Genomic DNA, 6,820 nt, shown 5'->3' on the forward strand with positions numbered 1-6,820 from the left:
CGTGGCGGCGTGTCGCGCAGTTCCCCGCGCCCCTTCGGGGTGCGTCTTAGCGGGTCCGCTCCTTTGGGGGCGGGCCCGCTTCGCGTTGCTGAGAGGATCTTTGGGTGAGTGACGAAGTTGCCGACGGGTTCGTGCGCGTACGGCTCGATCTGTCGTACGACGGGGCCGAGTTCTCCGGGTGGGCGAAGCAGGCCGGCGGGCGCCGGACCGTGCAGGGGGAGATCGAGGACGCGCTGCGGACGGTGACCCGGTCGGGCGGGGCGACGTACGAGCTGACCGTGGCCGGGCGGACCGACTCCGGGGTGCATGCGCGGGGGCAGGTCGCGCACGTGGACCTGCCGGTGGAGGTGTGGGCCGAGCACCGGGAGAAGCTGCTCAAGCGGCTGGCCGGGCGGCTCTCGCGGGACGTGCGGGTGTGGTCCGTGGCCGAGGCGCCGAGCGGGTTCAACGCGCGGTTCTCGGCGGTGTGGCGGCGGTACGCGTACCGCGTGACCGACGCTCCGGGCGGTGTCGACCCGCTGCTGCGGGGCCATGTGCTGTGGCACGACTGGCCGTTGGACGTCGACGCCATGAACACCGCGGCCGGGGCACTGCTCGGGGAGCACGACTTCGCCGCGTACTGCAAGCGCCGCGAGGGTGCGACGACCATCCGCACATTGCAGGAGCTGAGCCTCGTACGCGGGGACGACGGGATCATCACCGCCACCGTGCGGGCCGACGCCTTCTGCCACAACATGGTGCGCTCGCTCATCGGCGCGCTGCTGTTTGTGGGGGACGGGCACCGGGACAGCGACTGGCCGGGCAAGGTGCTGGCCGCCGGGGTGCGCGATTCCGCCGTGCACGTGGTGCGGCCGCACGGGCTGACGCTGGAGGAAGTCGGCTATCCCGCCGACGAGTTGCTGGCCGCGCGGAACAAGGAAGCGCGCAACAGGCGGACCCTTCCGGGGGCGGGCTGCTGCTGAGCCCGACATCCGAAACAGGGTGATGGTTGTACGCCTGGGGGGAGAAGAGACGAAACCCTCAGGTAACACGCCTGTTCGTAATTAACCCCGGTAACTCGGCTATGCTGCCGCGGTCTGGCCAAGGGATCACAGGGAGTGGCCGGGCGCAATGGGGGCAGTGCGGGCCGAGTCGGCCCGGGGGGTTTTGCATGAGCGCAGTGGGGACTGCCCGTGCCTCGAACAGCCGGAGGCGTGGGCCCGTTTCACGGAATCAGGGGTTGCTGCCGCAGCCACCTGACGACGTGGAGAAGTATTCGTACGCCCATCGGCATCTGTGGATGCTGACGATCGGCTCGCTGATCAGCTTCGGGTGTCTCGCGATGAGCCAGTTGCTGTTCACCGCGTCCAGCCCGTGGTTCTGGCTGACGATGCCGTTGCTCGCGTTCGTGGTCGCCGACTACCTCATCTCGCTCTACCTGGACGGCCTGAGCAAGGACTTCGACATCAAGGGGCACCGGCGGCTCGTGCGGCGCTGGCAGCCCGCGCGGTTCCCGAGCGTGGACGTGTTCCTGCCGGTGTGCGGGGAGCCCCTCGAAGTGCTGCACAACACCTGGGTGCACGTGAGCCGGCTCGCGGACACCTACCGCGGCGTGGTGCACGTGTACGTCCTCGACGACGCCGACAGCGGTGAGGTCGGCGCCATGGCGGGGGACTTCGGCTTCCACTACGTCGTGCGGCCCAACCGCGGCTGGTTCAAGAAGGCCGGCAATCTGAACCACGCCTTCGAGAAGACCTACGGGGACCACATCCTGATCCTCGACGCGGACTTCGCGCCCCGGCACGACCTGCTCGACGAGCTGCTGCCGCACATGGACGACGACGGTCGCGTCGGCATCGTGCAGTCCCCGCAGTTCTTCCGTGCCGTCGACCGGCAGAACTGGATCGAGCGCGGCGCGGGCGCCGTGCAGGAGCAGTTCTACCGGTCCGTGCAGACCTCCCGCGAGGACAAGGACGGCTCCATCTGCGTCGGTTCGTGCGCCGTGTACCGGCGGGCCGCGCTCGCCGAGATCGGCGGGATCACGCTCATCGAGCACTCCGAGGACATGTACACCGGCTTCGATCTGCGGGCGCTGGGCTGGAAGCTGCGGTACGTGCCCGTCGCCCTGTCGGCGGGGGTGTGCCCGGACACCGCCGGCGCCTTCCACAACCAGCAGTACCGCTGGTGCATGGGGTCCCTGGAGCTGCTGACCAGCAAGCGGTTCTGGGAGATGGAGATGAAGTTCAAGACCCGCCTGTGCTACGTCTCCGGGTTCCTCTACTACCTGCAGACCGCCCTAGCCACCTTCCTCATGCCGATCATCCCGCTCGCGCTGCTGATCCTGCGCCCGGACCTGCTGCGCGCCGAGGCGTCGATGTGGGTGCTGCCGAGCGTCGCGTACGTGACGCTCGTGCTGCCGCTGTGGCACCGCGCGCCCTACCGCCTGGAGGCCTGGTCGGTGCGGCTGATGTACGGCTGGTCGCACGTCTTCGCCGTGTGGGACGTGCTGCGCGGGCGGCCCATGGGCTGGAAGCCGACCGGCTCGCAGGGCGCCAAGAAGAACGGTATGCGGCGCTACTGGGTCGGCATGATCGGCTGGACCGGCGGCACCGCGCTCGCCTGGATCGCCGTCGCCGCCTGGCGCGTACTGACCCTGTATCCGCCGGACTTCGCGCTGATGCTGTCGGCCGGTCTGTTCTACGCGATGGTCGTCGGCCGGGTGCTCGTGCAGCCGCGGCGCCAGGAGGTCGCCGCCGCATGAGGACCGCCATCAGGCTGCTGCTCGTGGTGACGGTGCTCGCCGTCGTCTCGGCGTGCAGCACCTTCTCCGACAAGGGGCGCGACGAGTACGCGCGCGGCCAGGGCAAGGACCCGGCCGCCTCGGCCGACGTCTCCTCGCCGGCCCCGAAGCCCGAACCGCCCTACGACGTGCGCCCGTTGCTGCACCCCGGCAAGAAGTACTTCGGGGTCGCCGCCGACGGGGCGCCCGCCAAGATGAGCACCATCGAGTCGTTCGCGGCGTCCGCGGGCAAGAAGCCCAACCTCGTCGAGTTCTACTCGGCCTGGGGCGACCGGTTCGAGTCCCGGCTGGTGCAGAACGCGTGGGACTACGGGGCGATGTCCTTCATCGCCTGGGAGCCGTTCAAGGTGTCCCTGAAGGACGTCGCGGGCGGCAAGGAGGACACGTACCTGCGTGAATACGCCTCCTCCGTCAAGGAGTTGAACCTCCCCGTCGCACTCAGCTTCGCGCACGAGATGAACGGGTTCTGGTACGACTGGGGGACGAAGAAGGCCTCCGCGAAGGACTTCGTGGCGGCGTGGAAGCACATCCACGACGTCTTCGACGAGGAGGGCGCCACCCAGGTCATCTGGGTGTGGAGCCCGAACGTCATCACGCCCATGCCGAAGGTGCAGCTCAAGCCGTACTGGCCGGGCGACGACTACGTCGACTGGGTCGGCATCATCGGCTATTACGCGGCCACCGGACCCTCCACGTACCAGACGCTCTACGGGCCGACGATGACCCAGATCAGCGGCTTCACGAAGAAGCCGTTCATCATCGCGGAGACCGCGGCGCAGGCCGGTGAGCGCAAGCCCGCCGACATCAAGGACCTGTTCCGGGGGACCGCGCGGCGCGACGACGTCATCGGGTTCGTCTGGTTCAACTTCGACAAGGAGACGGACTGGCGCATCGAGAGCGGACCGCTCTCCAAGAAGACCTTCCGGGAGCAGTCGCAGGACGACCGCTTCGGATTCGATGTGACCAAGCCATGACCAACCGGCACACCCCGACCTGGGCGGACGAGCCCGAGGTGCGGTACGGCACGGACCCGGACCCGTGGCCGCAGGCGCACCAGCAGTACGCACAGGAGCAGCAGTACACGCCGCCCGTGTACCACCCGACGTACCCGGTGCACGAGGACGAACCGCCCGCCTACCAGACCGGCGGCTGGCGGTTCGACGGCCAGACGTCCGAGTACCTCGACCAGCAGTCCTACGACACGTACGCGCCCTACGACCCGTACGCCTCCCCGGTGGTGGCCGAGCCGGAGCCCGAGCCCGTCGTGCCGGAGCCGGTCGCGCCCGGCTACACCCTGCCGCCGCTCGCGGAGTCGGCGTGGTCCGTGGACGGCGTGCGCGCCAAGCTCCTGGGACGCTGGGTGCTGCTGTGCGTCCTGCTGATCCAGACGGGCCTGTCGCTGCGGCTGCGCGGCACCGCCTTCCAGGACGAGGCGCTCTACATCACGGCCGGCCACTACGAGGTCGGCAACATCCTGCACGGCACCCCGGTACCGGGCGACTTCGAGGGCTACTTCTCGGGCTACCCGAAGCTGTACCCGGTCCTCGCGGCCGTGGTCGACAGCTACGCCGGGCTGGCCGGCGTCCGCATCGTCAGCCTGCTGTTCATGCTCGGTGCCACGGCGCTGCTGTACGCGACCACGCGGCGGATGTTCCACGTCCGCGCGGCGCTCGGCGCGGCCGCGCTGTTCTCGGTGATCCAGTCGACGGTGTTCCTCGGCAACTTCGCCACGTTCGACGCGGCGGCGATCTTCCTGCTCGCCCTGTCGATGTGGATCGTCGTGCGCACCGGCCGGTCGTCCAGCGCGATGGTCGTGCTCGCCGCGCCCCCGGCGGTCCTCGCCTTCGCCACCAAGTACGCGGCCGGACTGTTCCTGCCGACCCTGGTCGTCCTGGCGGTACTGACCGCCTACCGGTACCGCGGCCTGCGGGCGCTGGCCCGTGGTGCGCTGCTCGGTGTCGCGATGGGCGTCCTGTTCGGCGCCGGCTACCTCTACACCGGTTCGCTCGGCGGCATCAGCCAGACCACGACCAACCGCGCCAAGGGCGCCGACACCGCCCTGACGATCCTGCAGCACAGCACCGAGTGGGGCGGCCTGATGTTCCTCGCCGCGCTCGGCGGCTCCCTCGCCTACGCGCTCCGGCCGACCATGGGGGAGATGCCCTGGGTGGTCGACCGGCAGGGCCCCGGGCGGCTGCGGCGCATCACGCTCGGTGTGCTGCTGACGGGGACGGTGCTGCTCGCCCCGGCCTACCAGATCCACCTGCAGACCGAGATCTCGCTGTTCAAGCACGTCGGCTTCGGGCTGCTCTTCGCCGGCCCGATGGCGGGCCTCGGCCTGTCCCGGCTGGTCGGACCGCACTTCCGGCACCCGCAGCTCGGGATCATGCTGTTCGTGGTGACGCTGGTCTTCGGCATGGTGCAGGCACAGCAGGCGTACAGCTTCCCCGACTCGCGCGAGATGACGGCCGTGCTGCGCGGCCTGGTCGACCGCAAGGGCAGCTACCTGGCGGAGGAGCACGAGGTTCCCGCGTACTACCTGCGGGACGTGACCGGCTACGCGCAGTGGCAGAGCACGTTCGGCATGGACTACAAGGACAAGAAGGGCAAGCAGCACTCCGGCCCCGACGCCTACCGTGCGGCCGTCCTCGACGCGAAGTTCGACGTCATCGTGTTGCGCGGCACGGTCACCCCCGACGTGGACACGGCCGTGACGGACGCGCTGCGCGGCAACTCCCACTACCGTCTCGCCGCCGTGGCGCGCTTCACCACCAGCAAGGGCGACGGCGCGTTCCGGATCTGGGTGAAGCGATGAGCCTGCACTCCTCGCCGCAGTACGGCGGCGGCTACTCCGACGACAGGGGCGGATACGACCCGTACGAGCACCAGGGCGCCTACGCCGCGCATCCGGGCACGTACGTGGACCCCGACCCGTTCACGGAACAGGGGCAGTACGCCGATCCCGCCGCATACCCCGGACACGACGTGCACACCGACGAACCGGCGGCCGCGCCGGAGCCGGAGCCGGACGAAGAGCGTCCGGCGCCGGGCGGACGTCTCGCCGGGCTGCTCACGTTCCTGCTGCCCACGGCCCTCGCCTTCGCGCTGGTCCTGCGCGGCATCGGCGACCGTGAGCTGTGGCGGGACGAGCACGCCACCTGGTGGGCGTCGACGCTCTCGCTCCACGACCTGAGCCTGCTGATCCGCTCCATCGACGTGGTGTTCACCCCGTACTACGTGGTCATGCACGGCTGGATCGCCGTCACGGGGCAGTCCGAGACCGCGATGCGGCTGCCCGGGGCGCTCGCCATGGCGGCCGCCGCCGGATTGCTGGCCGTGCTCGGCCGGCGCCTGTTCACCACGCAGGTGGGGGTGCTCGCCGGGCTCGCGTTCGCCGTCGTCCCCTCGACCACCCGGTACGGGCAGGAGCTGCGCCCGTACGCCTTCGCGGTGGCCGCGGTGCTGTTGTCGACCTGGCTGCTCGTGCGGGCCCTCGACCAGCCGTCGTTCCGGGTGTGGGTCGGCTACACGCTGTCCGTGCCGCTCATCGGCTGGAGCCACCTGGCCTCGCTCGCCGTGCTCGGCGCCCACCTGGTGATGATCCTGACCGCGCATCGCGCGGGCGACCGGATCGTGGGCTGGGCGTACGCTGCGGCCTGCACACTCGGCATGTGCTTCGTGCTGCCCATGGCGGTGTCCGGCTCCGGGCAGAGCGGCCAGATCGCCTGGAACAACCCGGGGCTGAAGGACCTGATGGAGTTCCCGAAGAACCTCTTCGGGTCCTGGGCCGTGGCCGTACCGGTGATGGCGCTCGGCGCGGTGGGGCTGTGCTTCGCGGGCCGGCGCGCCCTGGCGCTCGTCGTCTGGATCGTGCTGCCGCCGCTGGCCACCTTCGGCACCGCGGCGCAGCTGCACCTCTTCCTGCCGCGCTACCTGCTGTTCACGGCGCCCGCCTGGGTGCTGCTCGCGGCCGTCGCCGTGTGCCGGATCGCCGGGCCCGTGACCGGGACCTCGCGGGCCCGCTCCCGGGCCGGCACCGGC

General features: G+C 70.2%; 5 protein-coding genes. All 5 read left to right on the forward strand.

Annotated features, from left to right (window positions below):
- The first annotated feature begins 104 nt into the window (after nt 1-104).
- Complete coding sequence (gene truA, locus G3I40_RS23145) at nt 105-962, forward strand: tRNA pseudouridine(38-40) synthase TruA (RefSeq protein ID WP_164304042.1); 858 nt, start codon at nt 105-107, stop codon at nt 960-962.
- A 188-nt stretch (nt 963-1,150) separates the two neighbouring features.
- Nucleotides 1,151-2,740 (forward strand): cellulose synthase catalytic subunit, encoded by a 1,590-nt coding sequence (locus G3I40_RS23150; protein ID WP_164304043.1) that lies wholly within the window; start codon nt 1,151-1,153, stop codon nt 2,738-2,740.
- On the forward strand, nt 2,737-3,753 hold the full coding sequence (locus G3I40_RS23155; protein WP_164304044.1) for a glycosyl hydrolase: 1,017 nt from the start codon (nt 2,737-2,739) through the stop codon (nt 3,751-3,753). The genes G3I40_RS23150 and G3I40_RS23155 overlap by 4 nt, the downstream gene beginning before the upstream one ends.
- The gene (locus tag G3I40_RS23160; protein WP_164304045.1) at nt 3,750-5,594 is read left to right on the forward strand and encodes a glycosyltransferase family 39 protein; all 1,845 of its coding nucleotides are present in this window, start codon (nt 3,750-3,752) and stop codon (nt 5,592-5,594) included. The genes G3I40_RS23155 and G3I40_RS23160 overlap by 4 nt, the downstream gene beginning before the upstream one ends.
- The coding region (locus G3I40_RS23165; protein ID WP_164304046.1) for a glycosyltransferase family 39 protein at nt 5,591-6,820 on the forward strand (1,230 nt) is incomplete at its 3' end. The genes G3I40_RS23160 and G3I40_RS23165, both read left to right, overlap by 4 nt.

Origin of the sequence: Streptomyces sp. SID14478 (assembly GCF_010548525.1) — a bacterium.
Classification (GTDB): Bacteria; Actinomycetota; Actinomycetes; order Streptomycetales; family Streptomycetaceae; genus Streptomyces.